Origin of the sequence: Erwinia tasmaniensis Et1/99 (assembly GCF_000026185.1) — a bacterium.
GTDB lineage: Bacteria > Pseudomonadota > Gammaproteobacteria > Enterobacterales > Enterobacteriaceae > Erwinia > Erwinia tasmaniensis.
Map to the genome: position 1 here is coordinate 979,946 of NC_010694.1, position 25,412 is coordinate 1,005,357.

At 55.1% G+C, this 25,412-nt stretch carries 21 protein-coding genes; 14 read left to right on the forward strand and 7 right to left on the reverse strand.

Annotated features, from left to right (window positions below; all coding sequences use genetic code 11):
- The first annotated feature begins 10 nt into the window (after positions 1–10).
- Both fhuD and fhuB read left to right on the forward strand, forming a co-directional pair.
- The gene (gene fhuD / locus ETA_RS05465) at positions 11–889 is read left to right on the forward strand and encodes a Fe(3+)-hydroxamate ABC transporter substrate-binding protein FhuD (RefSeq protein ID WP_012440625.1); all 879 of its coding nucleotides are present in this window, start codon (positions 11–13) and stop codon (positions 887–889) included.
- On the forward strand, positions 889–2,856 hold the full coding sequence (fhuB, locus tag ETA_RS05470) for a Fe(3+)-hydroxamate ABC transporter permease FhuB (RefSeq protein WP_012440626.1): 1,968 nt from the start codon (positions 889–891) through the stop codon (positions 2,854–2,856). Before fhuD ends, fhuB begins: the two co-directional genes overlap by 1 nt.
- A gap of 43 nt (positions 2,857–2,899) precedes the next feature.
- On the opposite strand, the gene hemL is transcribed toward fhuB, so the two are convergent.
- Positions 2,900–4,180 carry a glutamate-1-semialdehyde 2,1-aminomutase gene (gene hemL / locus ETA_RS05475; protein WP_012440627.1) on the reverse strand — a complete coding sequence of 427 codons (1,281 nt, stop codon included), beginning with the start codon at positions 4,178–4,180 and terminating at the stop codon, positions 2,900–2,902.
- Positions 4,181–4,446: 266 nt separating this feature from the next.
- Here hemL and erpA point away from each other — a divergent pair, with 266 nt between their 5' ends.
- On the forward strand, positions 4,447–4,791 hold the full coding sequence (gene erpA, locus ETA_RS05480; protein ID WP_012440628.1) for an iron-sulfur cluster insertion protein ErpA: 345 nt from the start codon (positions 4,447–4,449) through the stop codon (positions 4,789–4,791).
- A 99-nt stretch (positions 4,792–4,890) separates the two neighbouring features.
- Here the strand turns inward: erpA and ETA_RS05485 are convergent, their stop codons facing one another.
- On the reverse strand, positions 4,891–5,145 hold the full coding sequence (locus ETA_RS05485; RefSeq protein ID WP_012440629.1) for a hypothetical protein: 255 nt from the start codon (positions 5,143–5,145) through the stop codon (positions 4,891–4,893).
- 327 nt (positions 5,146–5,472) lie between these two features.
- Positions 5,473–6,171, reverse strand: coding sequence for a 5'-methylthioadenosine/S-adenosylhomocysteine nucleosidase (gene mtnN / locus ETA_RS05490; RefSeq protein WP_012440630.1), 699 nt, complete (start codon positions 6,169–6,171; stop codon positions 5,473–5,475).
- A gap of 119 nt (positions 6,172–6,290) precedes the next feature.
- Between mtnN and dgt the strand changes: the two genes are divergently transcribed.
- Complete coding sequence (gene dgt, locus ETA_RS05495; protein ID WP_012440631.1) at positions 6,291–7,796, forward strand: dGTPase; 1,506 nt, start codon at positions 6,291–6,293, stop codon at positions 7,794–7,796.
- 147 nt (positions 7,797–7,943) lie between these two features.
- A complete protein-coding gene (gene degP / locus ETA_RS05500; RefSeq protein ID WP_012440632.1) occupies positions 7,944–9,404 on the forward strand; it encodes a serine endoprotease DegP in 1,461 nt (486 codons plus the stop codon).
- Between the two features lie 87 nt (positions 9,405–9,491).
- On the opposite strand, the gene ETA_RS05505 is transcribed toward degP, so the two are convergent.
- The 4 genes from ETA_RS05505 to map all read right to left on the reverse strand — a co-directional run bounded on the left by ETA_RS05505 (position 9,492) and on the right by map (position 14,694).
- Positions 9,492–9,884: a DUF3461 family protein gene (locus ETA_RS05505; RefSeq protein ID WP_012440633.1), complete on the reverse strand. Its 393-nt coding sequence runs from the start codon at positions 9,882–9,884 to the stop codon at positions 9,492–9,494.
- Positions 9,885–10,229: 345 nt separating this feature from the next.
- A complete protein-coding gene (dapD, locus tag ETA_RS05510; RefSeq protein ID WP_012440634.1) occupies positions 10,230–11,054 on the reverse strand; it encodes a 2,3,4,5-tetrahydropyridine-2,6-dicarboxylate N-succinyltransferase in 825 nt (274 codons plus the stop codon).
- 95 nt (positions 11,055–11,149) lie between these two features.
- A complete protein-coding gene (glnD, locus tag ETA_RS05515) occupies positions 11,150–13,807 on the reverse strand; it encodes a bifunctional uridylyltransferase/uridylyl-removing protein GlnD (RefSeq protein ID WP_012440635.1) in 2,658 nt (885 codons plus the stop codon).
- Positions 13,808–13,899: 92 nt separating this feature from the next.
- A complete protein-coding gene (gene map / locus ETA_RS05520) occupies positions 13,900–14,694 on the reverse strand; it encodes a type I methionyl aminopeptidase (RefSeq protein ID WP_012440636.1) in 795 nt (264 codons plus the stop codon).
- A 357-nt stretch (positions 14,695–15,051) separates the two neighbouring features.
- On the opposite strand from map, the gene rpsB reads away from it, so the two are divergent.
- The 9 genes from rpsB (at position 15,052) to bamA (ending at position 25,377) form a co-directional block, all read left to right on the forward strand.
- Positions 15,052–15,777 (forward strand): 30S ribosomal protein S2, encoded by a 726-nt coding sequence (gene rpsB / locus ETA_RS05525; protein WP_012440637.1) that lies wholly within the window; start codon positions 15,052–15,054, stop codon positions 15,775–15,777.
- A 200-nt stretch (positions 15,778–15,977) separates the two neighbouring features.
- Complete coding sequence (tsf, locus tag ETA_RS05530; RefSeq protein WP_012440639.1) at positions 15,978–16,829, forward strand: translation elongation factor Ts; 852 nt, start codon at positions 15,978–15,980, stop codon at positions 16,827–16,829.
- 155 nt (positions 16,830–16,984) lie between these two features.
- On the forward strand, positions 16,985–17,710 hold the full coding sequence (gene pyrH, locus ETA_RS05535; RefSeq protein ID WP_012440640.1) for a UMP kinase: 726 nt from the start codon (positions 16,985–16,987) through the stop codon (positions 17,708–17,710).
- Positions 17,711–17,832: 122 nt separating this feature from the next.
- A complete protein-coding gene (frr, locus tag ETA_RS05540; protein WP_012440641.1) occupies positions 17,833–18,390 on the forward strand; it encodes a ribosome recycling factor in 558 nt (185 codons plus the stop codon).
- A gap of 147 nt (positions 18,391–18,537) precedes the next feature.
- Positions 18,538–19,752: a 1-deoxy-D-xylulose-5-phosphate reductoisomerase gene (gene ispC, locus ETA_RS05545; protein ID WP_012440642.1), complete on the forward strand. Its 1,215-nt coding sequence runs from the start codon at positions 18,538–18,540 to the stop codon at positions 19,750–19,752.
- 170 nt (positions 19,753–19,922) lie between these two features.
- Positions 19,923–20,675 carry a (2E,6E)-farnesyl-diphosphate-specific ditrans,polycis-undecaprenyl-diphosphate synthase gene (gene ispU / locus ETA_RS05550; RefSeq protein WP_012440643.1) on the forward strand — a complete coding sequence of 251 codons (753 nt, stop codon included), beginning with the start codon at positions 19,923–19,925 and terminating at the stop codon, positions 20,673–20,675.
- An 18-nt stretch (positions 20,676–20,693) separates the two neighbouring features.
- Positions 20,694–21,551, forward strand: coding sequence for a phosphatidate cytidylyltransferase (gene cdsA, locus ETA_RS05555; RefSeq protein ID WP_012440644.1), 858 nt, complete (start codon positions 20,694–20,696; stop codon positions 21,549–21,551).
- A 9-nt stretch (positions 21,552–21,560) separates the two neighbouring features.
- Entirely contained in the window at positions 21,561–22,910 is a 1,350-nt protein-coding gene (rseP, locus tag ETA_RS05560) for a sigma E protease regulator RseP (RefSeq protein ID WP_012440645.1), read from the forward strand.
- Between the two features lie 55 nt (positions 22,911–22,965).
- Positions 22,966–25,377, forward strand: coding sequence for an outer membrane protein assembly factor BamA (bamA, locus tag ETA_RS05565; protein ID WP_012440646.1), 2,412 nt, complete (start codon positions 22,966–22,968; stop codon positions 25,375–25,377).
- Positions 25,378–25,412: the final 35 nt, after the last annotated feature.

Here is a 25,412-nt window from a genome sequence, read left to right on the forward strand (position 1 = left end):
TGATATCGTCATGCCGGATTTGATGCGCCGCCGTCTGTTAACCGCCCTGGCTTGTTCTCCGCTGCTGGCAAGGCTTCCCGGCGTTGCGCATGCTGCCAGCGCACCGCGTATTATCGCGCTGGAATGGCTGCCGCTCGAACTGCTGATGGCGCTGGGCGTCATGCCGCTGGGGGCAGCAGAACTGCATAACTACCGCCTGTGGGTGGGTAAACCCGAACTGCCGCCATCGGTGGTGGATGTCGGGCTGCGTACCGAACCCAATCTTGAACTGATCACCCAAATGCAGCCGTCGCTGATCCTTTATTCACAGGGATACGGCCCCGATCCCGCGCGTTTACAGCGTATTGCGCCGCACATGGGCTTTACCTTTAACGACGGCAGTGATAAGCCGCTGACCAGCGCGCGCCATGCGCTGATGGCGCTGGCAGAGCGTATCGACCGCGTGCCGCAGGCACAGGCTCACCTGGCACAGCTGGATGCGCTGATGCAGCAGGTCAAAACGCGGCTGGCCGGCCGTTCACCTCGTCCTTTACTGCTGATGTCGATTTTGGATGCACGTCACGCCATCGTGTTTACCGCCAACGGCCTGTTCCAGGAAGTGATGGATCATCTTGGGCTGGAAAATGCCTGGCAGGGTGAAAAAACCTTTTGGGGCAGCGCGGTGATCGGCATCGAACGGCTGGCAATTCTGCATAACGTGGAGGCTATCTGCTTTGAACACGGTAACGAAAGCCTGATGCAGCAGGTCACCGCCAGTCCGCTATGGCAGTCGATGCCGTTTGTTCGTGAGCGGCGTTTCCGCCAGGTGCCGCGCGTCTGGTTTTATGGTGCCACGCTGTCGGCGATGCAGTTTCTCCACTGCCTTGACCGTGAACTGGGGGAGAAATAATGCGCCAGTCTCGTTTATTGCTGCCGCTACTGTTTTTTGTGGCGCTGGCGTTAACCCTGTTTAATCTGCAACACAATCTGCCCGTCAATCAGTGGTTCAGTGCGCTGGGCGCGCCCGATCTCAACAATATTGAACAGATGGTGTTTCACTATAGCCTGCTGCCACGCCTCACGCTGTCGCTATTAGTCGGGGCGGGTCTTGGTCTGACAGGGCTGCTGTTTCAGCAGGTATTGCGCAATCCGCTGGCCGAACCGGCCACGCTTGGCGTTGCCAGCGGCGCCCAGCTGGGGCTGACGGTGGTGACCCTGTGGGGAGCCGCTGCAAACGTCGTGCCGCCGCCGCTGGCGGCGCTGATTGGCGCCATGCTGGTCGGGGGGGTTGTGTTCGGCGTTGCCTGGGGCAAACGCCTGTCGCCGGTGGCGCTGATCCTCGCCGGACTGGTGGTGTCACTCTACTGCGGTGCGGTCAATCAAATCGTCGCCATTTTTAATCACGACCAGCTGCAGAATATGTTTCTCTGGAGCACCGGCTCGCTGAATCAGATGGACTGGAGCAACGTTGAGTTTCTCTGGCCGTTTCTGCTGTGTGGGCTGCTGATGACGCTGCTGCTGCTGCGCCCGATGACCCTGATGGGGCTGGATGATGGCGTGGCCAAAAATCTTGGGCTGGCGATCTCGCTGGCACGTATTGCCACGCTGGCGCTGGCAATCGTAATCAGCGCTGCGCTGGTCAATGCCGCCGGAATTATCGGCTTTATCGGGCTTTTTGCACCGCTGCTGGCAAAAATGCTCGGCTTCCGCCGCCTGATTGCCCGTCTGGCGATCGCACCGCTGATGGGGGCGCTGCTGCTGTGGCTGGCTGATCAGTCGGTGCTGGCGCTGACCGGAAAAATTGGGGAGATCTCCACCGGTACGGTGACGGCGGTGATCGGCGCGCCTCTGCTACTGTGGCTGTTGCCGCGTCTGCGCAGCGCGGCACAGCCTCCGGCGCTGGATCTGGGCGACAGAACCCCGACCGAGCGTCAGCGCGTGCTGTGGTGGGCGCTGCTGGGCGGTGGAGCTCTGCTGATGCTGCTGGCGGTAGGGCTGAGTCTCGGACGCAGCGCCAACGGCTGGATTTGGGCCAGCGGCGAGCTGTGGCACCAGCTGTTGCCGTGGCGTGCTCCACGCCTGGTGGCGGCGCTGGCCACCGGTATGATGCTGGGCGTGGCGGGCTGCGTGGTGCAGCGTCTGACCGGTAACCCGATGGCAAGCCCGGAAGTGCTGGGCATCAGTTCCGGTGCGGCATTTGGCGTCGTCATCATGCTGTTTATTGTGCCGGGCGATGCGTTTGGCTGGCTGCTGCCGGCCGGTAGCCTGGGGGCGGGATTAACGTTACTTATCATCTCTATTGTCGCCGGACGCGGTGGCTTCTCGCCCGAACGCATGCTGCTGGCCGGAATGGCGCTCAGTACCGCATTCAGTACTCTGATGATGCTGCTGCTGGCCAGCGGCGATCCGCGTATGAGGGGCATCATGACGTGGATATCCGGCTCAACCTACCAAATTGATGCTGTGCAGGCGCAGCGCACGCTGGTGATTGCGCTGGTGCTAATGGCGCTGGTGCCGCTGTGTCGTCGCTGGCTGACTATTCTGCCGCTGGGGGGCGTTACCGCACGCGCGGTGGGGATGGCGTTAACGCCGTCACGTCTGGTTTTACTGCTGCTGGCCGCGGTATTGACGGCGGCAGCGACCCTGACTATCGGGCCGTTAAGTTTTGTCGGGCTGATGGCTCCCCATATGGCGCGGATGCTGGGTTTCCGGCGCGCCTTGCCGCAGCTGGTGATGGCGGCGTTATTGGGCGGAGGGCTGATGGTGATGGCGGACTGGTGCGGGCGTATGCTGTCGTTCCCGGATCAGATCCCGGCAGGGCTGCATGCCACCTTTATTGGCGCGCCGTACTTTATCTATTTGCTGCGCAAGGTATGAGGCTGCGGGGCGAAACGGTTTGCTACCGTTGCGCCCCGAGAAATTACAGTTTGGCGAAGCTGCGGCGGGCAGCATCAATCGTGTGCTGAATCTCCGCCTGACCGTGCGCCAGCGACATAAACCCAGCCTCAAACGCTGAAGGTGCGAGGTAAACGCCTTCTGCCAGCATCAGATGGAAGAAACGTTTAAAGCGCTCGACGTCACAGCGGATTACGTCAGCATAGCGGGTCACGCTGGCGGCATCGGTGAAGAACAGCCCGAACATACCGCCAACGTGGTTGACCACCAGCGGGATGTTTTCTGCTTTCGCTGCCGCCAGCAGGCCATCAGCCAGCTGGTTGGTGAGTTCGGTCAGGGTAGCGTGGGTACCGGGCTGGGCGACTTCGGTCAGGCAGGCAAAGCCCGCGGCCATGGCAATCGGGTTCCCCGACAGCGTGCCGGCCTGATACACCGGGCCGCCTGGGGCCAGGGCTTCCATCACTTCGCGGCGACCGCCAAACGCCCCCACCGGCATCCCGCCGCCGATGATTTTGCCGAGGCAGGTCAGATCCGGCTCGACGCCGTAATGGGCCTGAGCGCCGGCCAGCGCCACGCGGAAGCCGGTCATCACTTCATCGATAATCAGCAGCGCATCAAATTCATCGCACAGCGCGCGCAGCCCTGGCAGGAAGTCCGGCAGCGGCGGCACGCAGTTCATATTCCCGGCCACCGGCTCAACGATAATGCAGGCGATCTCCTGCGGATATTGCTCAAAAGCGGCACGCACCGACGCGAGATCGTTATAGGTGCAGGTCAGCGTATGTTTGGCGAAATCCGCCGGTACGCCGGGGGAGTTCGGCTGGCCGAGGGTTAACGCGCCGGAACCGGCTTTGACCAGCAGGCAGTCGGCATGGCCGTGGTAGCAGCCTTCAAATTTGATAATTTTGTCGCGATGCGTGAAGCCACGCGCCAGACGGATGGCGCTCATGGTGGCTTCGGTGCCGGAGTTCACCATGCGTACCATATCCATCGTCGGCACCAGCTCGGTGACCAGCGCGGCCATTTTGACTTCCATCTCGGTCGGTGCGCCAAAGCTCAGGCCGCGTTCGGCCGCGTCGATCACCGCATTGCGGATGGCCGGATGGTTATGACCCAGTACCATTGGCCCCCATGAGCCGACGTAGTCAATATAGGCTTTACCGTCTGCGTCATACAGATAAGCCCCGTTGGCGCGCTCGATAAACAGCGGCACGCCGCCCACGCCATTAAAGGCTCGCACCGGCGAGTTGACCCCACCGGGGATTAACTGCTGCGCCTGAGCGTACAGGTTTTCAGACTTACTCATGGAACCACTCCTGAAATTCATGATAAAAACGCATCCATTCTAAGGGAACATCGCCATCCGGCGAAAGGCCACCGGTGCCTCAGGCAAGATTTGGTCGCAATTATTTTGCGACGAAGGATGTACCATGCTGTGCTATCGTCTTATCTGGCAGGCGCGCTCTGGGTGGCAAAACTTGATTGCTATACCTGGCTATAAGATAATGACCGCAATGATGGTCGAATAGTGACCTGTCAGGCACCCGGCCTGCACGAATACTGGAGTTTGCAATGACTGACGATGTAGCACTGCCCCTGCAATTTACTGATGCTGCGGCCAGTAAAGTCAAAAACCTGATTTCCGACGAGAACAACCCCGACCTGAAGCTGCGCGTCTATATTACCGGCGGCGGCTGTAGCGGTTTTCAATACGGTTTTACCTTCGACGATAAAGTCAATGAAGGTGATATGACCATTGAGAAATCGGGCGTGGCGCTGGTGGTAGACCCAATGAGCCTGCAGTATCTGGTGGGCGGTTCGGTGGATTATACGGAAGGGCTGGAGGGATCACGTTTTATCGTGACCAATCCGAATGCTAAAACCACCTGCGGTTGCGGTTCTTCGTTCAGTATCTGAGTGCGTCAGGATCCAGCTTTCTTCCCCTGGCAGGCTGACCGCAGCGTGACGTTAATCGAGAAAAGGCTTCCTGGTCGTGATAAACTAGGAAGCCTTTTTTTACCATTCTACGGTAACTAAGTTCGTATTTCGCCCGGTTTTTGCATCGTGCATTAGCGGGCTTTGTGTGATTTTAGGCTGTACCTGAGATCCCCCAGCACAGGGGATAGTGGTCGCGCCATGGGCAGGGATATTATGCCCGTTGATGTTGCACTGCGAGTAGATGACAACTTTCACGCCTATGCTGCCGGTCATTGAACCAGCAAAGGCATGACCCGTCATCATCAGCCCAAGGGCCAGATAAACCGTTTTCATGCGGGGGAAGAGTTCCTGGTGTTTATAGTAAAACAAAGGGTGAGCTTCGTTTTGAAATACGCGTGATAGCGCGCGTGGTTAAGTTAACGACTCTTTATGTAGAACCTTTAATCACCTTAACGGTGATTTTTTTGCGCTTCAGGCGGTCCGGGATACAGCATCGGCCGCACATTTTTTGCACAGTTGGCATGATACTTGTTCCGAAGATGTTCGGCTAGTCCAGTTTGATAAAATTGTCTAAAATTTGCGCGATTTTTTTCGGCGGGGGCAGGGCGCTTTCAGCCGTGGCGGCAAAAGCCAGCCACGGTAGTCACGAGAGTAGGGGGCTTAGCCCTGTGCCAGGTGGGCCAGCAGCTTTTCTACTAACAGGGAAGACTGTTTCGCCGCCACCGCCAGGAACTCATCAAAGCTGAGATGTGACTGCTGGTCCGCCACGTCGGAGATAGCGCGTACCACAACAAAAGGCGTACCAAACTGGTGGCAGACGTGACCGATGGCGGTCGCTTCCATCTCAACCGCAATCGCCTGCGGGAAGGTGTTGCGAATGTGTGCCAGCGGGGCTGCACCGTTGATAAAGGCATCACCACTGACCACCAGCCCGCGCACCGCGTGCAGATCCAGCTGATGAATACACTGCTCAACTGCGGTAATCAGCTTTTCGTCGGCCTTGAACGCCGCCGGGCAGCCTGCCATCTGGCCCGCTTCGTAACCAAACGCGGTAACGTCGGCGTCGTGATAGCGCACTTCGTCTGACACGACGATGTCGCCAACCTTCAGCGTTGCCGCCAGCCCGCCCGCTGAACCGGTGTTGATCACCACGTCCGGCTTGCAAAGCTCCAGCAGCAGAGTGGTGCCCAGTGCGGCAGAGACTTTACCGATACCCGATTTTAGCAGGGCAACGTCCACGCCGTTCAAGGTGCCGGTATAAATTTCGCAGCCTGCCAGCGTCAAGGTTTGACGGTTTTCAATCTTGTCACGCAGCAGCGTCACTTCCTGTTCCATTGCGCCAATAATGCCTGCTTTCATAGGGATACTCTCTGAATTAGTGGAATTTGCCATTCATTTCGGCGCATAGTCTATCATGGCAACCCGACAGAGATCTGCTCTGCGGCCAGCGTCGCGCCTCAAATGAAAGGGAGTAAGGTATGACCGCGATTGACTTTCGCAACAAAATTAACTGGCAGCGTTGTTATCGACCTGACCAGGGGCCGAAAGATGAACATGAAATTTTGCGCATCTTTGAGAGCGATCGTGGCCGCATCATCAACTCCGCGGCCATCCGCCGCCTGCAGCAGAAAACCCAGGTTTTCCCGCTGGAGCGCAACGCGGCGGTGCGTACACGACTGACCCATTCGCTGGAGGTTCAGCAGGTCGGGCGCTATATCGCCAAAGAGGTGCTGACGCGCCTCCAGGAGGCGGATCGACTGGAAGCCCTCGGGCTGGCGCAGCTGACCGGCCCGTTTGAAAGTATCGTCGAAATGGCCTGTCTGATGCATGATATTGGCAATCCCCCGTTTGGTCATTTTGGTGAGTCGGCGATCAATGACTGGTTTTGCCAGCAGCTGGACGCGGGCTGGTCGTTGGAAAGCGGACGCGAAGATCGCTGCGCCACGGGGTTGCTGCATCGTCAGGATGACGGACTAGACCCACTGCGCACGAAGGTTCGCCAGGATTTAGCGCACTTCGAAGGTAATGCCCAGGCGATCCGCATGGTGCACACGCTGATGAAAATGAACCTGACCTGGGCGCAGGTCGGCTGCATTTTGAAATATACCCGCCCCGCCTGGCTGACCGATCCCATCCCCGCTGGCCACGACTATTTAATGAAAAAGCCAGGATTCTACCTTGCGGAAGAAGAATATATTGAAAGACTGCGAAACCATTTAGATATTCAGCCGCACTGCCGCTTTCCGCTGACCTATATTATGGAGGCCGCCGACGATATCTCGTATTGTGTGGCGGATCTGGAAGATGCGGTGGAGAAAAATATCTTCGACGTTGAACAGCTCTATCACCATCTCTTTAAGATTTGGCCCGAGCACCAGCCGGGAGACCTTTTTGCCACCGTGGTCACCAGCGCGCTGGATAAGTCACGCAGCCAGCAGACGCATTGCTACAGTGAAGATCAGTTCTTTATGTATTTACGTGTCAATACCGTGGCGCAGCTGGTGCCATATGCCGCCAGTCGTTTTATTGACAATTTGCCCGCCGTTTATCGCGGAGACTTTAACGCAGCGCTGTTAGAGGACGGCAGCCCCCACAGCCAGCTGCTGGATATTTTCAAAAAAGTTGCCGTTCGTCATGTGTTTAATCACCCTGACGTTGAACAGCTGGAGCTACAGGGCTATCGGGTGATCCGAGGTTTGTTAGATATTTACCGTCCGTTATTACAACTGACGCGCAAAGAGTTCGGCGAACTGGCGGCAAATGATTATTTAAAAGGCTATCCAATTGAAACGCGGTTGTTTCATAAACTCTCCAGCCGTTTTCGTCTGGCTTACAGCGAAGCCGTGGAACAGTTGGATAAAAGTCCACAGGAAGAGGCGATTTGGGAATATTATTATCGCGCACGCCTGTTGCAGGATTACATTAGCGGTATGACAGATTTGTATGCCTGGGATGAGTACCGGCGCCTGATGGCCGTCGAGTGAGAGATGAAGCGCTAACTTTTGTAAAGATGAACAATATTTTTTTACTTATAATTCATCCTGAGACATGAACTTAGCGCGTATATATCAATCTCATTATGCATAACCGACCTGATGGTTACTTTATTTAATCACTTGAGAATCCGCCTAATGAAAAAGAATACGTTAGTATTGAGTGCGCTGGCTTTAAGCATGGGTCTGGCATTAAGCCCCGTAACGTCCATCGCGGCCGAAACTGCCTCCTCCTCCTCTTCTTCTGCTCCGACGACGCAACAGTTGCCAAGCCTGGCCCCGATGCTGGAAACGGTGATGCCTTCAGTCGTCAGCATTAACGTTGAGGGCACCACGCCACGCAAGGCGCAGCAGTCACAACAGTTCCAGCAGTTCCAACAGTTCTTTGGTGGCAATTCACCGTTCTGTCAGGAGGGCTCACCTTTCCTCGGCTCTCCACTGTGTCAGGGGGGCGTACCTGGCGATAACGATGGGGCAGACAGCCCGCAGCAGAAATTCCGTGCGCTGGGTTCCGGCGTGGTGATTGATGCGGCGAAAGGCTACGTGGTGACGAATAACCACGTTGTTGATAATGCGACGAAAATCCAGGTTCAGCTCAGCGATGGCCGGAAATATGATGCGAAGATGATCGGCAAAGATCCCCGTTCCGATATCGCGTTGATCCAGCTGGTGGATGCCAAGGATCTGACCGCAATCAAGATTGCCGACTCTGACAATCTGCGGGTTGGGGATTACACCGTCGCTATCGGTAACCCTTATGGTCTGGGCGAAACCGTCACGTCAGGTATCGTTTCTGCCCTGGGGCGTAGCGGCCTGAATGTGGAAAACTATGAAAACTTTATTCAGACTGACGCCGCGATCAACCGCGGTAACTCCGGCGGCGCGCTGGTCAACCTGAACGGTGAGCTGATCGGTATTAATACCGCCATCCTGGCACCGGACGGCGGAAACATCGGTATCGGCTTCGCCATTCCGTCGAACATGGTGAAAAACCTGAGCGCTCAGATGGTTGAGTATGGCCAGGTGAAACGCGGCGAGCTGGGTATCATCGGTACTGAACTGAACTCCGAGCTGGCAAAAGCGATGAAAGTTGACGCGCAGCGCGGCGCGTTTGTCAGCCAGGTGTTGCCGAAGTCTTCAGCGGCCCAGGCCGGAATTCAGGCGGGTGACGTGATTGTCTCAATCAACAACAAGCCGATCTCCAGCTTTGCCGCCCTGCGTGCTCAGGTCGGTTCGCTGCCGGTAGGCACCAAAATGGATCTGGGTTTGATCCGCGACGGTAAGCCGATGACGGTGAATCTGGCGCTGCAGCAGAGCAGCGCGGCGAAAGTCGATTCCGCCACCATCTATACCGGTATTGAAGGGGCTGACCTTAGCAATTACGATGTCAAAGGCGTGAAGGGCATTAAAGTGGATGACCTAAAACCGGGCTCTGCCGCAGCGCGTATCGGTCTGAAGAAAGACGATATTATTCTCGGGGTTAACCAGCAGCCGGTCATTAATCTGGGTGAACTGCGAAAAATTCTCGACAGTAAGCCTTCGGTACTGGCGCTCAGTATTAAACGCGGGGACAGCTCGATTTATCTGCTGACGCAGTAATTTTTGCGGTTAAACAGCGCTCTATAGCGCTGATGGAAAATAGCAGATAATAAAACGGTGCCATGCGGCACCGTTTTTTTGTCTGTACTAGCGCCCGTTGCGGGTCAGTTTTTCCAGATCGGATTCAATTTCTGTGATCTTGTTGGATACCACGCTTTCCAGATGGCGAAGATCGTCCAATATTTTACGCTTCAGGTCGACTTCAATGCGATCCTGCTGGCAAATCTGGTCAAGTTCATCAATGACATAGCGTAGATTCGGGCTGATCTCCTGCACTTCTTTATAGCCCTGGCTGGCGTTATCGGCCACTACGGTCTTGCGCTGGCGTGGGTATTTAAACTTCACGCTTTTGGCAAAAAATTCGCCTTTGTCCTTGCGGAAATAGATTTTGAGGATGTCATTATTGGCTTCCTGACGCAGGCTGTAGCGGTCAATATCTTCAGGTGAAGCAATACCCAACCCTTTCAAATTGTCATACATGGTGTTGATCCTTATGCGGGAGATGGTGGTTTCGGCTGCGCGTCGCAAATACGGGGCTGTGCAGCACGCGCTGTGCATACGTCCTTATCTGTCCGTAGCGGTGGAAGTGCGCTGTACGCCCTCGCTTTACTCAGTTCACCCATCCCGAACTCCGGTGATGATAGGTACAAAATGAAGAAGACGGATCGGGGGAGGAGCGTCATTGCGCTGAACGGCGCGGATTATGGCTCAAAATGTGCTCAATAGCATCATCTGCTGCGCGACGGGGGAAAGGTTGCTATCTGTTGTTTTGTAAAGTTAACGTTACATTAAAGTGCGGGCAGCTGCCGCCGCCCGCAGACGAGATTAGTCGATAGTACGCAGCAGTTCATTGATGCCGGTTTTGCTAAGGGTTTTAGCGTCCACTTTTTTCACGATCACCGCGCAGTACAGGCTGTAGCTGCCGTCTTTAGATGGCAGGTTGCCGGACACCACGACCGATCCAGCCGGAACGCGACCATAATGTACTTCGCCGGTTTCGCGGTCGTAAATTTTGGTGCTCTGACCAATATATACACCCATTGAGATCACCGAGCCTTCTTCCACGATCACGCCTTCAACGATTTCGGAGCGCGCACCGATAAAGCAGTTATCTTCAATGATGGTGGGGTTCGCCTGTAATGGCTCCAGCACGCCGCCGATGCCAACGCCGCCCGACAGGTGAACGTTCTTACCAATCTGTGCACAGGAACCAACGGTAGCCCAGGTATCAACCATCGAGCCTTCATCGACGTAAGCGCCAATGTTGACATAAGAGGGCATCAGTACGGTATTACGGGCAATGAACGATCCCTGACGTACCGCCGCGGGTGGCACCACGCGGAAGCCTTCTTTTTTGAAGCGCGCTTCGTCGTAGTCAGCAAACTTCATCGGCACCTTGTCGTAAAAACGGCTCTCTGCACCCTCAATTACCTGATTGTCATTAATGCGGAAAGAGAGCAGAACCGCTTTTTTCAGCCACTGATGGGTGACCCACTGGCCGTCGATCTTCTCGGCAACGCGCAGAGCGCCGCTGTCCAGCAGGGCGATAACCTGACTGACCGCTTCGCGGATGGCGGTATCGGCATTGACCGGGGTAATGTCAGCCCGGCGCTCGAAGGCTGCTTCAATAACATTCTGTAACTGTTGCATCGTTAGTCTCTTCCTGGTTTTTGCCAGCCGCCGTTGAAAAAATTCGGTCCCACCAGAGCGGGCGCGGCGGTGGCGCTGTTAAAAATTGAATCGGGTCACACTTTATCGTTTGGATTCAGGGCCTCTGTCAACCGTTGTTGCAGTACTTCGCGCAATTCTGTGTCTAACGCCCGCCGTTCGCTGTCGGCGAGAATAAACAGATCCTCGACACGCTCGCCGATGGTACTGATGCGTGCACCGTGCAGCGACACGCCTAAATCGGCGAAGACCTCGCCAACGCAGGCCAGCAGGCCGGGCCTGTCGAGCGCCACCAGCTCCAGATAGGTTCGCCTGTCGGTGTGGGTGGGGAGAAAGTTCACCGAGGTTTCCACGTTAAAATGTTTGAGGCGTGCAGACTGGCGGCGGGTGCGTGGCGGCTGCCAGTCGGTCTGACAGATGGCCTGTTCCAAAGCGTGACGCGTTGCCTCATGGCGGTCGGTCGCCAGCGGGCTACCGTCCGGCTCCAGCACGATAAAGGTGTCCATCGCCATGCCGTCGCGGCTGGTAAAAATCTGCGCGTCATGGACGCTAAGATTACGCTTATCTAACTCCCCGGCAACGGCTGCAAACAGATACGGCCTGTCCGGGCTCCAGATAAAAATCTCGGTGCCGCCGCGCGTTGCCAGTGGGCTGACAAGGATAAGCGGTTGGCTCAAATCGTGATTCATCAGGTGGCGTGCATGCCAGGCCAGCTGGTTTGGCGTGTGGCGCAGGAAGTAGTCGGCGCGGCAGCGCCTCCAGATACGGTGTAGCGCCTCTTCGTCGATATTATCCATGCGCAGTAGCGCCAGCGCCTGAAGCCGATGATGACGCACGCGCTCGCGCAGATCCGGGCTGTTCTCCATGCCCCGGCGCAGCTGTTTCTCGGTGGCGAAGAACAGCTCGCGTAACAGGCTCTGTTTCCAGCTGTTCCACAACGTTTCATTGGTCGCGCAGATATCGGCTACCGTCAGGCAGACCAGATAACGCAGGCGGTTCTCATTTTGCATCACTTCCGCAAACTGTTGGATCTCGGTCGGGTCCTGAATATCGCGGCGCTGCGCGGTCACCGACATCAGCAGATGGTGGCGTACCAGCCAGGCGACCAGCTGCGTTTCACGCGAATTCAGCCCGTGCATTTCGGCGAATTCTTGTGCGTCCTGCGCGCCGAGGATGGAGTGATCGCCACCGCGTCCTTTGGCGATATCATGGAACAGCGCAGCCATTAGCAGCAGCTCCGGCTGGGGCAGGCGTGGCCACAGCTCTACGCAGAGGGGATGACGTGGCCTGACGTTTTCATCGGCGAAGCTTTCCAGCTTCTGCAACACGCGGATAGTGTGTTCATCCACGGTATAGGCATGGAACAGGTCAAACTGCATCTGACCGACGATACTGCTCCACTGCGGCATATAGGCCCAGAGCACGCTGTGACGGTGCATGGGCACCAGCGCACGGCTGACGGCTCCAGGATGGCGCAAAATGGCCATAAACAGCTCGCGAGCTTCAGCAATATTGCACAGCGGCTGCTTCAGGTGGCGGCGTGCGTGGCGCAGATGGCGCAGGGTATTGGAGTAGATGCCGGTAATTTTCGGCGTGCGCACCATGGTATAAAACATCCGCACGATCGCTTCCGGCTGGCGGACAAATAGCGTTTCGTCCTGGAGGTCGATCAGCGTGCCGCGTAGCTGGAATTCTTCGTCAATCGCGCGCGGTTTCTCGTCTGCACCAAGCGCCAGAATCGCCTCGTCAAACAGCTGTAGCAGCATCTGGTTCAGCTCCCCAACGCGGCGCGTCACGCGAAAGAAATCCTTCATCATGCGCTCGACCGGTTCGTTGCCTTCACCCTGGTAGTTCAGGCGCTGGGCTACGCTGAGCTGGCGGTCAAACAGCAGGCGGTTATCGTAGCGGATTAGCGAGAGATGCAGAGCAAAGCGAATGCGCCAGAGAAAGCTCTGGCATTCGTTCAGCTCGTTGCGCTCCGCTTCGGTAAGAAAACCAAAACCCACCATTTCGGCCATGGAGGTTGCACCGAAGTGACGCCGTGCTACCCATAGTAGCGTGTGAATATCGCGCAGACCGCCGGGGCTGCTCTTAATATCCGGCTCCAGGTTATAACTGGTGCCGTGGTAGCGTTGATGACGCTCCTGCTGCTCGGCAATTTTGGCGGCAAAAAAGCGGTCAGATGGCCAGAACCCGTCGCTGAACACGTTTTTCTGCATTTCAAGAAAGAGTGCGAGATCGCCGGTTAGCATGCGGGATTCGATCAGGTTAGTGGCGACGGTGAGGTCTGAAAGCCCCTCAAGAAGGCACTCTTCCAGCGTGCGTACGCTGTGACCCACCTCCAGCTTTAAATCCCACATCAGCGTCAACAGTTCGCCGGCACGCTGGGCGTCGCTGTCTGAAAGGGGCTGGCGGCTGAGAATAAGAATGTCAATATCAGACAGCGGATGCAGCTCACCGCGGCCATAGCCGCCCACCGCCACCAGGGCTATCCCCTCTTTTTCCGGGAAGCCAAAAAAACGCCACAGGCGGCGCAGCAGACGGTCAATAAACAGGGTGCGGGCAGCGATCAGGCTTTCCGCATCCTGCCCGGCATCAAAGGCGGTCGCGAGATGCAGCTGGAACGTATCAAGGTGATGCCGCAACGTATCGCGGTTCAGCTCTTCATCATCCCAGCGTCGCGGGGCGCGAGTGAGTTTCTTCAGGATGTTGACGTCCGTCACTTCTTTATTCATTTCACCGCTCCGAAGAGATAAAAAAAGCCGGCGGCGGCCGGCTTAGATTGCTGAACATATCACGCGGCTCCCGTCTGGCCCGCGGCGGGATGTTAGCTTTCGTGCGTCAGAACCGCCGGAATGGTGTCATCTTTACGCAGCGTCATGATTTCACAGCCGTTTTCAGTCACCACAATCGTGTGTTCGTACTGTGCAGACAGGCTACGATCTTTCGTTTTTACCGTCCAGCCATCTTTCATGCTGCGGATGCGGTAGTCGCCAGCATTGACCATAGGTTCAATGGTGAATGCCATGCCTGGCTGTAACACCACGCCGCCATCATCGGCATCGTAGTGCAATACCTGAGGCTCTTCATGGAACCCCTTGCCGATGCCGTGACCGCAATACTCGCGTACCACGGAGAAGTCCTGTGCTTCGACGAATTTCTGGATTTCGCGGCCCAGGGTGCGCAGGCGAATGCCTGGCTTAACCATACGCAGGGCCAGATAGAGGCTTTCCTGCGTTATACGGCACAGGCGCTCACCCTGGATGGTGGGCTTGCCGACGATAAACATGGTTGAGGTGTCGCCATGGTAGTCATCCTTGATTACCGTAACGTCGATGTTGACGATATCGCCATCCTTGAGGATTTTATCGTCGCTCGGGATGCCGTGGCACACCACCTCATTGACCGAAATGCACACTGATTTGGGGAAGCCGTGGTAGCCGAGTGAGGCGGAAATCGCGTGCTGTTTGTTCACGATATGATCGTGACACAGGCGGTCCAGCTCAGCGGTGCTGATACCGGGAACCACGTGTTCCTCAATCATTTCCAGTACTTCGGCGGCCAGGCGGCCGGCCACGCGCATTTTTTCGATCTCTTCAGGGGTTTTTATTGAAATTGCCATTCATTCGGTCCGCATTTGTCGTCATTTTCGACAATAATAATGAGAGTAGGGCAATGGTAGCAGTCCACCAGGGCGCTGCCAATTGGAGTTTGATCTCTGAGCGGGCTTGCAGGCAACAACGGACTGCAAATGCAACAACAGTTGGCTTCAATGTCGACTTTATGGTATAAAGCGCGCCGACGATTCCTTGTACGTTGAGTTTCACCGTTGCAAAGAAACGCACTAATCTCACTATGTGTAAATAACACACACGTATCGACACCTACGCCGGGGTGCCTTGCAGGCTTGAAAAAGCCGATGGGTCGGTTGTATGGGATACGTGGAGGCTTAACCCCAAACTTATTTATAGAGGTAATCATGGCAACTGTTTCCATGCGCGACATGCTCCAGGCCGGTGTACACTTTGGTCACCAGACCCGTTACTGGAACCCGAAAATGAAGCCATTCATCTTCGGCGCTCGTAACAAAGTTCACATCATCAACCTTGAGAAAACGGTACCAATGTTCAACGAAGCTCTGGCTGAGCTGAGCAAGATCTCTTCCCGTAAAGGTAAGATCCTGTTTGTTGGTACTAAGCGCGCTGCAAGCGAAGCGGTAAAAGAGCACGCTCTGAGCTGCGACCAGTTCTTCGTTAACCACCGCTGGTTGGGTGGCATGCTGACTAACTGGAAAACCGTTCGTCAGTCAATCAAGCGTCTGAAAGATCTGGAAATTCAGTCTCAGGATGGCACTTTCGACAAACTGACCAAGAAAGAAGCACTGATGCGCACCCGTGAACTGTCCAAGCTGGAAAACAGCCTGGGTGGTATCAAAGACATGGGCGGCCTGCCAGATGCACTGTTTGTTGTCGATGCCGATCACGAACATATCGCTATCAAAGAAGCAAACAACCTGGGTATCCCGGTGTTTTCTATCGTTGATACCAACTCTGATCCAGACGGCGTTGACTTCATTATCCCAGGTAATGACGATGCGATCCGTGCTGTTAGCCTGTACCTGACTGCAGTGGCTGCCACTGTACGTGAAGGTCGCTCTCAGGACCTGGCTCAGCAGGCTGAAGAAACCTTCGCTGAAGCTGAGTAATAAGGCTTGCTCTGATAAAGAGCCCCTTATCAATCAGATATCAATCTGTAACGAAGGGGCCTGAATTGGCCCCTTTATTTTTTCGACTTCGCTTTGCCGATTGTCACAATCGGCGGGGCAGAATGTTTTCCCGAGACCGGCATTTGTGGTGAGCGCCTGCGGGCATTGCTGACAGATGCAAGCTAACCGAGGATGAGAGAATGGCTGACATTACCGCTGCTCTGGTAAAAGAACTGCGTGAGCGTACTGGCGCAGGCATGATGGATTGTAAGAAAGCACTGACCGAAGCCAACGGCGACATCGAGCTGGCGATCGAGAACATGCGTAAATCTGGCGCGATTAAAGCGGCGAAAAAAGCAGGCAACGTTGCGGCTGACGGCGTGATCAAAACCCGCATTGAAGGCAACTTCGGCGTGATTCTGGAAGTGAACTGCCAGACTGACTTCGTGGCAAAAGATGCCGGTTTCCAGGCTTTCGCTGACAAAGTGCTTGATGCTGCCTTTGCCGGTAAAATCACAGATGTTGACGTGCTGAAAGCGCAGTTCGAAGAAGAGCGCGTAGCGCTGGTGGCGAAAATTGGTGAGAACATCAACATTCGCCGCGTTGCTTCCCTGGAAGGCGACGTGCTGGGCAGCTACCTGCACGGCGCACGTATCGGCGTTCTGATCTCTGCTACCGCAGCAGATGAAGAGCTGGTTAAGCAGCTGGCTATGCACGTCGCAGCAAGCAAGCCGGAATTCGTTAAGCCAGAAGACGTGTCCGCTGAAGTCGTGGCAAAAGAGTACCAGGTTCAGCTGGATATCGCCATGCAGTCCGGCAAGCCAAAAGAAATCGCTGAAAAAATGGTTGAAGGCCGCATGAAGAAATTCACCGGTGAAGTGTCTCTGACCGGTCAGCCTTTCGTCATTGACCCAAGCAAGACCGTGGGCCAGCTGCTGAAAGAGAAAAACGCAGACGTGACCAGCTTCATCCGCTTTGAAGTGGGCGAAGGCATTGAGAAAGCTGAGACAGATTTCGCGGCAGAAGTCGCGGCCATGTCCAAGCAGTCTTAATGGTCCGACAAGAACCGCCACACGGCGGTTCTTTTTTGTCTGCCTTCCGGCAGCGCATTTTCAGTCTCATCCCAATAGTAATGACCCGCTGCTTTTAGGATGATACCGCACGCAGTTAACACCCCTTTTCGACGATATCTTCCAGGAAAATAACCATGGCGACCAATGCAAAACCCGTATATCAACGTATCCTGCTGAAACTGAGCGGTGAAGCACTGCAAGGTGCTGAAGGCTTCGGTATTGATGCCAGCGTGCTGGATCGTATGGCTCAGGAAGTGAAAGAGCTGGTAGAGCTGGGCATTCAGGTAGGTGTGGTGATCGGTGGTGGTAACCTGTTCCGCGGCGCTGGCCTCGCGCAGGCGGGCATGAATCGCGTGGTGGGCGACCATATGGGGATGCTGGCAACGGTGATGAACGGCCTGGCGATGCGTGATGCGCTGCATCGTGCCTACGTCAACGCCCGCCTGATGTCCGCTATCCCTCTTAACGGCGTTTGCGACAACTACAGCTGGGCAGAGGCGATCAGCCTGCTGCGTAACAACCGCGTAGTGATCTTCTCTGCCGGTACGGGCAATCCATTCTTTACCACTGACTCCGCAGCCTGCCTGCGCGGCATCGAAATCGAAGCCGACGTGGTACTGAAAGCCACCAAAGTAGACGGCGTGTATTCTGCCGATCCGGTGAGCAACCCGGATGCCGTCCTGCACGAGCGTCTGACCTACGCCGAAGTGCTGGACAAAGAGTTAAAAGTGATGGATCTGGCGGCCTTTACGCTGGCACGCGACCATTCACTGCCTATCCGTGTGTTCAATATGAACAAGCCCGGCGCGCTGCGTCGCGTGGTGATGGGTGAAAAAGAAGGTACGCTGATCGCGCATTAATATCAGTCTGCGGTTAGAATAAGGTATATTCTGCCTGCCAGAATTATCTAAGAGTCATTGGCATTTGAACGGCTTCTGCCCGGCAGAGGCTGGTGGATCAAACAGAATCCAAGGGTTTTAACGTGATTAACGACATCAAAAAAGATGCAGAAACGCGCATGGAAAAATGCGTAGAAGCATTCAGAAACCACATCAGCAAGATCCGTACCGGCCGTGCATCGCCGAGTATCCTCGACGGTATCATGGTTGATTACTACGGTTCTGCTACGCCGCTGCGCCAGCTGGCCAGCGTCACCGTAGAAGACTCGCGCACGCTGAAAATCAACGTTTTCGATCGCTCAATCGGTGCAGCCGTTGAGAAGGCGATCATGACATCGGACCTCGGGCTGAACCCAAGTTCAGCCGGTAGCGATATTCGTGTTCCGCTGCCTGCGTTGACCGAAGAGCGTCGTAAAGACCTGATTAAAGTGGTGCGCGGCGAAGCCGAGCAGGGCCGTGTTTCCGTGCGTAACGTACGCCGTGATGCTAACGATAAGCTGAAAGCGCTGCTGAAAGATAAAGAAATCAGTGAAGACGACGACCGTCGTGCACAGGAAGATGTGCAGAAAATGACCGATATCTTTATCAAGAAAGTGGATGCCGCGTTGGCAGATAAAGAAACGGAGCTGATGGACTTCTGAGTCCGTCACTATCCGCTTAAACGCCGTACAGACTCCCTTCATACGAAGAGGGGGCTGGCGGCGTTTTGCATTTGTTAACTTGCCCGACAGCTGCCCGTTACGCTTAGCGATCGGTGGTTGTGCCGGGTCATTATACTGAGCAAACGCATGAAGCAACTGACCATCCTCGGTTCGACCGGCTCTATCGGCACCAGCACGCTGGCCGTGGTACGCGCCAATCCGCAGCTATTTGCCGTTAAGGCACTGGTTGCCGGGCGCAATGTTGAACTGATGACCGGGCAATGCCTGGAGTTCCGACCGGCGTATGCCGCGATGTCGGATAAGCGTGCGGCAGAGGAACTTCGGCTTCGTTTGAAGGATCTTAATGTCGCTACCGAGGTGCTGAGCGGCGAGCAGGCGGCCTGCGATCTGGCTGCGTTGGATGATGTCGACCAGGTGATGGCAGCTATCGTCGGCGCGGCGGGTTTATTGCCCACCCTGGCGGCTATTCGCGCCGGAAAAAAGGTGCTGCTGGCGAATAAAGAATCACTGGTCACCTGCGGCCGTCTTTTTCTTGAGGCGGTAAGCGCTTCAAAAGCCCAGCTGTTGCCAATAGACAGCGAGCACAACGCGATTTTTCAGAGTTTGCCTGCTTCCCTCCAGCAGCAGTTAGGGTACGCTTCTCTTGAGAATAATGGCATTGAAAGCATTATTCTAACCGGATCGGGTGGCCCTTTTCGCGACACGCCGTTGGTGGAATTGCCTCATATGACGCCAGACCAGGCGTGTGCGCATCCGAACTGGTCGATGGGACGTAAAATTTCCGTCGACTCGGCCACCATGATGAATAAAGGCCTGGAATATATCGAAGCCCGCTGGCTGTTTAATGCTACCGATGCGCAGATGGAAGTGATTCTGCACCCGCAGTCTGTGATCCATTCAATGGTGCGCTACCGTGATGGTAGTGTGATTGCTCAGCTGGGTTCGCCGGATATGCGTACGCCAATTGCTCATGCGATGGCCTGGCCACAGCGGGTGGAGTCAGGTGTGCAACCACTTGATTTTACGCGCATGTCGGCGATGACCTTCGCGCAGCCTGATTATACTCGCTATCCATGCCTCAAGCTGGCGATGGATGCCAGTAAAGCCGGGCAGGCGGCGACAACCACGTTGAATGCGGCAAATGAGATTGCGGTAGCCGCGTTTCTGGCGTCAGAAATTCGCTTTACCGATATTGCTGCGCTGAATGTTGCGGTACTGGACACGCTATCTTGCCAGGAGCCGCAAAACGTCGATGCGGTGATTGCCATTGACCGCGAAGCACGGGCAGCGGCGCAAGCCTTACTGCCACGCTTTGCGGCCAAGCGCGCCAGCGTGATTTAACACGCCGCTATTTGTGAGCGTTGGGCGGAGGTGGTATAGTCTTGCCCCACCGTTCGGGGTAATGGCGTAGTTAAGCGGAGTAAGCCCGCGCGATAACGGCCTTTTTTGCGCCAGGCGGGTGATATATTTCAGAAGTCGTTAAATTCTGAACCAAGGAATTATTACGCGTTATGTCGTCCGAAAATCAATTACAAACCGATGACCCGCAGGGGACAGGCCCTCGCCATGTGGCCATCATTATGGATGGCAACGGTCGCTGGGCTAAAAACCAGGGCAAGCTGCGCATTTCTGGTCATAAAGCAGGAGTGAAATCTGTACGCCGCGCCGTCAGTTTCGCCGTCAGTCGCAAACTGGATGCACTCACGCTTTATGCCTTCAGCAGTGAAAACTGGAATCGTCCACAGCAGGAAGTGTTGGCGCTGATGGAGCTGTTTGTCTGGGCACTCGACAGCGAAGTTAAGAGCTTGCATAAGCATAATGTCCGGCTGAAAATCATCGGCGATATCAGCCGGTTTAATAACCGGTTACAAGAGCGTATCCGTCGCGCTGAAGAGCTGACGCAGCAAAATAATGGACTGACTCTCAACATTGCCGCGAATTATGGCGGACGTTGGGATATTATCCACGGGGTTAGAAAAATTGCAGAGCAGGTGCAGGAAGGGCTTCTTCGTCCGGATCAAATCGAGGAAGAGACGCTTGGGGCGCACCTCTGTCTGAATGATATGGCACCTGTAGATCTCGTAATAAGGACCGGGGGAGAGCATCGCATCAGTAACTTCCTGCTGTGGCAAGTAGCCTACGCAGAGTTCTGGTTTACCGATACTCTTTGGCCTGATTTTGATGAACAAGTTTTTGAAGGTGCACTGAATGCATTTGCACAACGAGAGCGTCGCTTTGGCGGTGCAACACCCGGTAGCGCATAGGCGCTCTGGGGGTAATATTTGTTAAAGTCACGCCTGATCACCGCGTTTATTTTAATTCCCATCGTCATTGCAGCGCTGTTCCTGCTGCCGCCGTTAGGGTTCGCCATCACTATTTTAGTCATCAGTATGCTGGCCGCATGGGAATGGGGACAGCTGGCTGGCTTTGCTGCCCGTTCGCAGCGTATCTGGCTGGCGCTGATCTGTGGCCTGCTACTGGCGTTTATGCTTTTCACGCTGCCGGCCTACCAGCATTCGGTGCATCTTCCACAGATAAGTGACTCACTGTGGGCGGCCCTCGCCTGGTGGGCTGTTGCACTTCTTCTGGTGCTGTTCTATCCCTCTTCGGCCTCATTTTGGCGCAATTCGCGTCCGTTGCGCGTCATTTTTGGTTTATTAACCATCGTGCCGTTCTTCTGGGGCATGCTCGCTCTGCGGCAGTATCATTATGAATCAGACCACTTTGCCGGTGCCTGGTGGTTGCTCTACCTGATGTTTTTGGTCTGGGGAGCGGATTCCGGTGCCTATATGTTTGGCAAACTGTTTGGTAAACATAAGCTGGCCCCCAGGGTCTCCCCTGGCAAAACCTGGGAAGGTTTCGCCGGCGGGCTACTGACTTCAGCGCTGATATGCTGGCTGTTTAGCGAATTTGCGCCACTGCATGTCCCGCTTTCCACTCTGCTGATCTGTTCGATTGCTGCCGCACTGGCGTCCGTTCTGGGCGATCTTACGGAAAGTATGTTTAAACGCGAGGCGGGTATCAAAGACAGCGGTAATTTGATCCCTGGGCACGGAGGGATCCTCGACCGCATTGACAGTCTGACTGCTGCGGTACCGGTATTTGCCTGTTTGTTACTGTTGGTCTTTGGAACGTTGTAGGGAAACACAATGCTAAGCGTACTCTGGAGTTTTGCTGCTTTTATCGTCGCACTGGGGATTTTGATCACCGTGCATGAATTCGGCCATTTCTGGGTGGCCCGGCGCTGCGGCGTCAAGGTTGAGCGCTTCTCGATTGGCTTCGGCAAGGCACTGTGGCGACGTGTTGACAAGCAGGGTACTGAATACGTCATCGCACTGATCCCGCTGGGCGGGTACGTCAAGATGCTGGATGAGCGCATGGCCAGCGTGCCGCCTGAAGTGCGCCATCAGGCATTCAATAACAAAACCGTGTTGCAACGCGCGGCCATCGTCAGCGCCGGTCCGGCTGCTAATTTCCTCTTTGCTATCTTTGCTTACTGGCTGGTGTTTATCATCGGCGTGCCCGGCGTTCGTCCTGTTGTTGGTGAAATAATAAGCGGATCGCCCGCGGCAGAGGCACAAATTACCCCCGGAACGGAACTTAAAGCCGTTGACGGTATCGAAACGCCTGACTGGGATGCTGTGCGCATGGCGCTTGTGGCAAAAATTGGAGATGACGATACGCGCATTTCCATTGCGCCTTTTGGCAGTGAGCAGACCAGTGAAAAGATTATCGATCTGCGCCACTGGCAGTTCGAGCCAGACAAGCAGGACCCGGTGACATCTTTGGGGATCCAGCCCCGTGGGCCACGCATCGAATCGGTGTTGGATCAGGTACAAAAGAACTCCGCCGCAAGTCGGGCGGGTTTGCAAGCTGGCGACAGGATCGTTAAAGTCGGTGGTCAGCCTCTGGAGCAGTGGCAGAATTTTGTCACCGCGGTGCGTGATAATCCGGAAAAAGAAATGGTTATTGAGGTAGAGCGTGCAGGCAGCAGGGTGCAGTTGACCCTCACGCCAGAAGCCAATCCTCAAAACAAGGCTGAAGGGTTTGCCGGTGTGATACCTCGTGTTATCCCGCTGCCTGATGAATATAAAACGGTGCGCCAGTACGGGCCGTTTGCCGCAGTCGGTGAAGCCAGCGCAAAAACCTGGCAACTGATGAAGCTGACGGTAAGTATGTTGGGTAAACTGATTGTCGGCGATGTTAAGCTGAACAATCTCAGCGGGCCGATTTCGATCGCGCAGGGTGCTGGGATGTCAGCGGAATATGGTTTGATTTACTACCTGATGTTTCTCGCTCTGATTAGCGTAAACCTTGGGATTATCAATCTGTTCCCTCTGCCGGTGTTAGATGGTGGTCATCTGCTTTTCCTGCTGATTGAAAAAATCAAGGGAAGGCCGTTGTCCGAGCGAGTTCAGGACTTCAGTTATCGCATCGGCTCAATTTTGCTGATGTTGTTAATGGGGCTTGCGCTATTCAATGATTTCTCACGCTTTTGATTTGTCTCCGGGCAATAGATTCGTGAGAACCAGCTAGGAAGAATGCATAACAACGATGGCGATGAAAAAGTTGCTCATAGCGTCGCTGCTGCTTAGCAGCGCTACCGTATACGGTGCAGATGGATTCGTAGTGAAGGACATTCATTTCGATGGCCTGCAGCGAGTCGCCGTCGGTGCGGCATTGCTCAGTATGCCCGTCCGTGTCGGAGATACCGTCTCCGATGAAGATCTCAGTAACACGATACGTGCACTGTTTGCGACCGGAAATTTTGAAGATGTTCAGGTATTGCGAGACGGCAACACGCTGATTGTACAGGTCAAAGAGCGCCCAACCATTGCCAGCATCACTTTTTCCGGCAATAAAGCGGTGAAAGAGGACATGCTTAAGCAGAACCTTGAAGCCTCTGGCGTGCGCGTAGGTGAAGCGCTGGATCGCACCACCGTCAGCACAATCGAGAAGGGGTTGGAAGACTTCTACTATAGCGTCGGCAAATATAGCGCCAGCGTGAAAGCGGTCGTCACGCCACTGCCTCGTAACCGTGTTGACCTGAAGCTGGTGTTTACCGAAGGTGTTTCTGCCAAAATTCAACAGATCAACGTGGTGGGTAATAAAGCGTTCAGTTCGGATGAGCTGATTTCACGCTTCCAACTGCGTGACGATGTGCCGTGGTGGAACGTCGTTGGCGATCGTAAATACCAGAAGCAGAAGCTGGCCGGTGACCTTGAAACCTTACGCAGTTTCTATCTCGATCGCGGCTATGCGCGCTTTAACATCGATTCGACTCAGGTCAGCCTGACGCCGGATAAAAAAGGCATTTACATTACCGTTAACATTACCGAAGGCGAGCAGTATAAGCTTTCCGGCGTGGCGGTAAGCGGCAACCTGGCCGGGCACTCTGCTGAAATTGAAGGGCTGAGCAAAGTTAAGCCTGGCGAGCTGTACAACGGCGCGAAAGTGACCCGCACGGAAGACGACATCAAAAAACTGCTCGGCCGTTATGGGTATGCCTACCCGCGCGTGCAGACCCAGACTGAAATTGATGACGCCAACAAAACCGTTAAGCTGCATATCAACGTGGATGCGGGCAACCGCTACTATGTGCGTAAAGTTCGCTTTGAAGGCAACGATACCTCGAAAGATGCCGTTCTGCGCCGTGAAATGCGTCAGATGGAAGGTGCCTGGTTAGGCAGCGATCTGGTTGAGCAGGGCAAAGATCGTTTAAACCGCATTGGTTACTTTGAAACGGTCGACACTGACACCGTGCGCGTGCCGGGATCTGCCGATCAGGTCGACGTGGTCTATAAAGTCAAAGAACGTAACACCGGTACGCTGAACTTTGGCGTGGGTTACGGCACCGAAAGCGGCGTCAGCTTCCAGGCGGGAATTACCCAAGAGAACTGGCTCGGTACCGGTAATACCGTTGGTATCAGCGGGACTAAAAACGATTACCAGACCTATGCGGAATTCTCACTGACCGACCCTTACTTCACGGTTGATGGAGTCAGTCTCGGCGGGCGTCTGTTCTATAACAACTTTAAGGCCGATGATGCCGACCTGTCAGACTATACCAATAAGAGTTATGGTCTTGACGGCACGCTGGGCTTCCCGGTCAATGAAAATAATACCCTGCGTGTGGGGTTAGGCTATGTACATAACAGCCTGTCAAATATGCAGCCGCAGGTGGCGATGTGGCGTTATCTGCGTTCTGTGGGGATGAATCCGTCACTTTCCAGTAATGAAGATTTCTCGACGGATGACTTCACATTTAACTATGGCTGGACGTATAACACCCTGGACCGTGGTTTCTTCCCTACGGCGGGTAACCGAACCAACCTGAACGGCAAGGTCACTATCCCTGGCTCGGACAATGCGTTCTATAAAGCAACGCTGGATACGCAGCAGTACGTGCCGCTGGATCAGGACCATTCCTGGGTGCTGTTAGGTCGTGGACGCGTAGGTTACGCTGATGGCCTGAGCGGTAAAGAGCTGCCGTTCTATGAAAACTTCTATGCCGGTGGCTCCAGCACCGTACGCGGTTTCCGTTCCAATACCATTGGTCCGAAAGCAGCCTACTACAACAACGGCTCTTCCAACTGTTCCGGTAGCGACGTCGCTAAAATTTGCAGCTCTGACGATGCGGTCGGCGGTAATGCAATGGCCGTTGCCAGCGCCGAGCTGATTACGCCAACGCCGTTCCTGAGTGAGAAGTATGCCAATTCGGTGCGCACCTCGCTATTTGTGGATGCGGGCACGGTCTGGGATACGCACTGGGACGACACCGCAGCGACCCTTGGCGCAGGTGTTCCTGACTACAGCAAGCCGGGCAACATCCGTATGTCTGCGGGCCTGGCGTTGCAGTGGATGTCACCTCTTGGACCGCTGGTGTTCTCGTATGCCCAGCCGTTCAAAAAGTATGACGGAGATAAAGCCGAACAGTTCCAGTTTAACATTGGTAAAACTTGGTAATTTGGCACCGCAAGGAAGCGAAGTAACATAACAGA

What these genes read in the sequence shown, in the direction of transcription:
- dgt (WP_012440631.1), top strand. Translation starts at nt 6,291, where the DNA reads ATGACCGCGATTGACTTTCGCAACAAAATTAACTGGCAGCGTTGTTAT.
- ispC (WP_012440642.1), top strand. Translation starts at nt 18,538, where the DNA reads ATGAAGCAACTGACCATCCTCGGTTCGACCGGCTCTATCGGCACCAGC.
- rseP (WP_012440645.1), top strand. Translation starts at nt 21,561, where the DNA reads ATGCTAAGCGTACTCTGGAGTTTTGCTGCTTTTATCGTCGCACTGGGG.
- degP (WP_012440632.1), top strand. Translation starts at nt 7,944, where the DNA reads ATGAAAAAGAATACGTTAGTATTGAGTGCGCTGGCTTTAAGCATGGGT.
- ETA_RS05505 (WP_012440633.1), bottom strand. Translation starts at nt 9,884, where the DNA reads ATGTATGACAATTTGAAAGGGTTGGGTATTGCTTCACCTGAAGATATT.
- hemL (WP_012440627.1), bottom strand. Translation starts at nt 4,180, where the DNA reads ATGAGTAAGTCTGAAAACCTGTACGCTCAGGCGCAGCAGTTAATCCCC.
- ETA_RS05485 (WP_012440629.1), bottom strand. Translation starts at nt 5,145, where the DNA reads ATGAAAACGGTTTATCTGGCCCTTGGGCTGATGATGACGGGTCATGCC.
- pyrH (WP_012440640.1), top strand. Translation starts at nt 16,985, where the DNA reads ATGGCGACCAATGCAAAACCCGTATATCAACGTATCCTGCTGAAACTG.
- dapD (WP_012440634.1), bottom strand. Translation starts at nt 11,054, where the DNA reads ATGCAACAGTTACAGAATGTTATTGAAGCAGCCTTCGAGCGCCGGGCT.
- fhuD (WP_012440625.1), top strand. Translation starts at nt 11, where the DNA reads ATGCCGGATTTGATGCGCCGCCGTCTGTTAACCGCCCTGGCTTGTTCT.
- mtnN (WP_012440630.1), bottom strand. Translation starts at nt 6,171, where the DNA reads ATGAAAGCAGGCATTATTGGCGCAATGGAACAGGAAGTGACGCTGCTG.
- fhuB (WP_012440626.1), top strand. Translation starts at nt 889, where the DNA reads ATGCGCCAGTCTCGTTTATTGCTGCCGCTACTGTTTTTTGTGGCGCTG.
- ispU (WP_012440643.1), top strand. Translation starts at nt 19,923, where the DNA reads ATGTCGTCCGAAAATCAATTACAAACCGATGACCCGCAGGGGACAGGC.
- bamA (WP_012440646.1), top strand. Translation starts at nt 22,966, where the DNA reads ATGGCGATGAAAAAGTTGCTCATAGCGTCGCTGCTGCTTAGCAGCGCT.
- map (WP_012440636.1), bottom strand. Translation starts at nt 14,694, where the DNA reads ATGGCAATTTCAATAAAAACCCCTGAAGAGATCGAAAAAATGCGCGTG.
- erpA (WP_012440628.1), top strand. Translation starts at nt 4,447, where the DNA reads ATGACTGACGATGTAGCACTGCCCCTGCAATTTACTGATGCTGCGGCC.
- rpsB (WP_012440637.1), top strand. Translation starts at nt 15,052, where the DNA reads ATGGCAACTGTTTCCATGCGCGACATGCTCCAGGCCGGTGTACACTTT.
- glnD (WP_012440635.1), bottom strand. Translation starts at nt 13,807, where the DNA reads ATGAATAAAGAAGTGACGGACGTCAACATCCTGAAGAAACTCACTCGC.
- tsf (WP_012440639.1), top strand. Translation starts at nt 15,978, where the DNA reads ATGGCTGACATTACCGCTGCTCTGGTAAAAGAACTGCGTGAGCGTACT.